Consider the following 253-nt stretch of genomic DNA (forward strand, 5'->3'; position numbering starts at 1 on the left):
GGCTTGCGGGGCGTGGCCGGGCGACGATGTTCATGGTCGCGCACACCGCTCTCGCGGTGCTGCTCTCCCGGATGGGGGCCGGTGACGACATCCCGGTCGGGACCCCGATCGCGGGTCGTGGTGATGCGGCGCTCGATGATCTGGCGGGTTTCTTCGTCAACACGTTGGTGCTGCGGGCGGATGTCAGCGGCGATCCGTCGTTCGTGGAGCTGCTGGGGCGGGTGCGGGAGGCGGACCTTTCGGCTTACGCGCA

General features: G+C 69.6%; 1 protein-coding gene. It reads left to right on the forward strand.

What is annotated here, in order from left to right; all coding sequences use genetic code 11:
• Positions 1-253 (forward strand): condensation domain-containing protein (locus FF041_RS39905; RefSeq protein ID WP_228388925.1); only part of this gene is annotated, 253 nt, incomplete at both ends.

This window comes from Streptomyces jumonjinensis, from assembly GCF_009600885.1.
GTDB lineage: Bacteria > Actinomycetota > Actinomycetes > Streptomycetales > Streptomycetaceae > Streptomyces > Streptomyces jumonjinensis.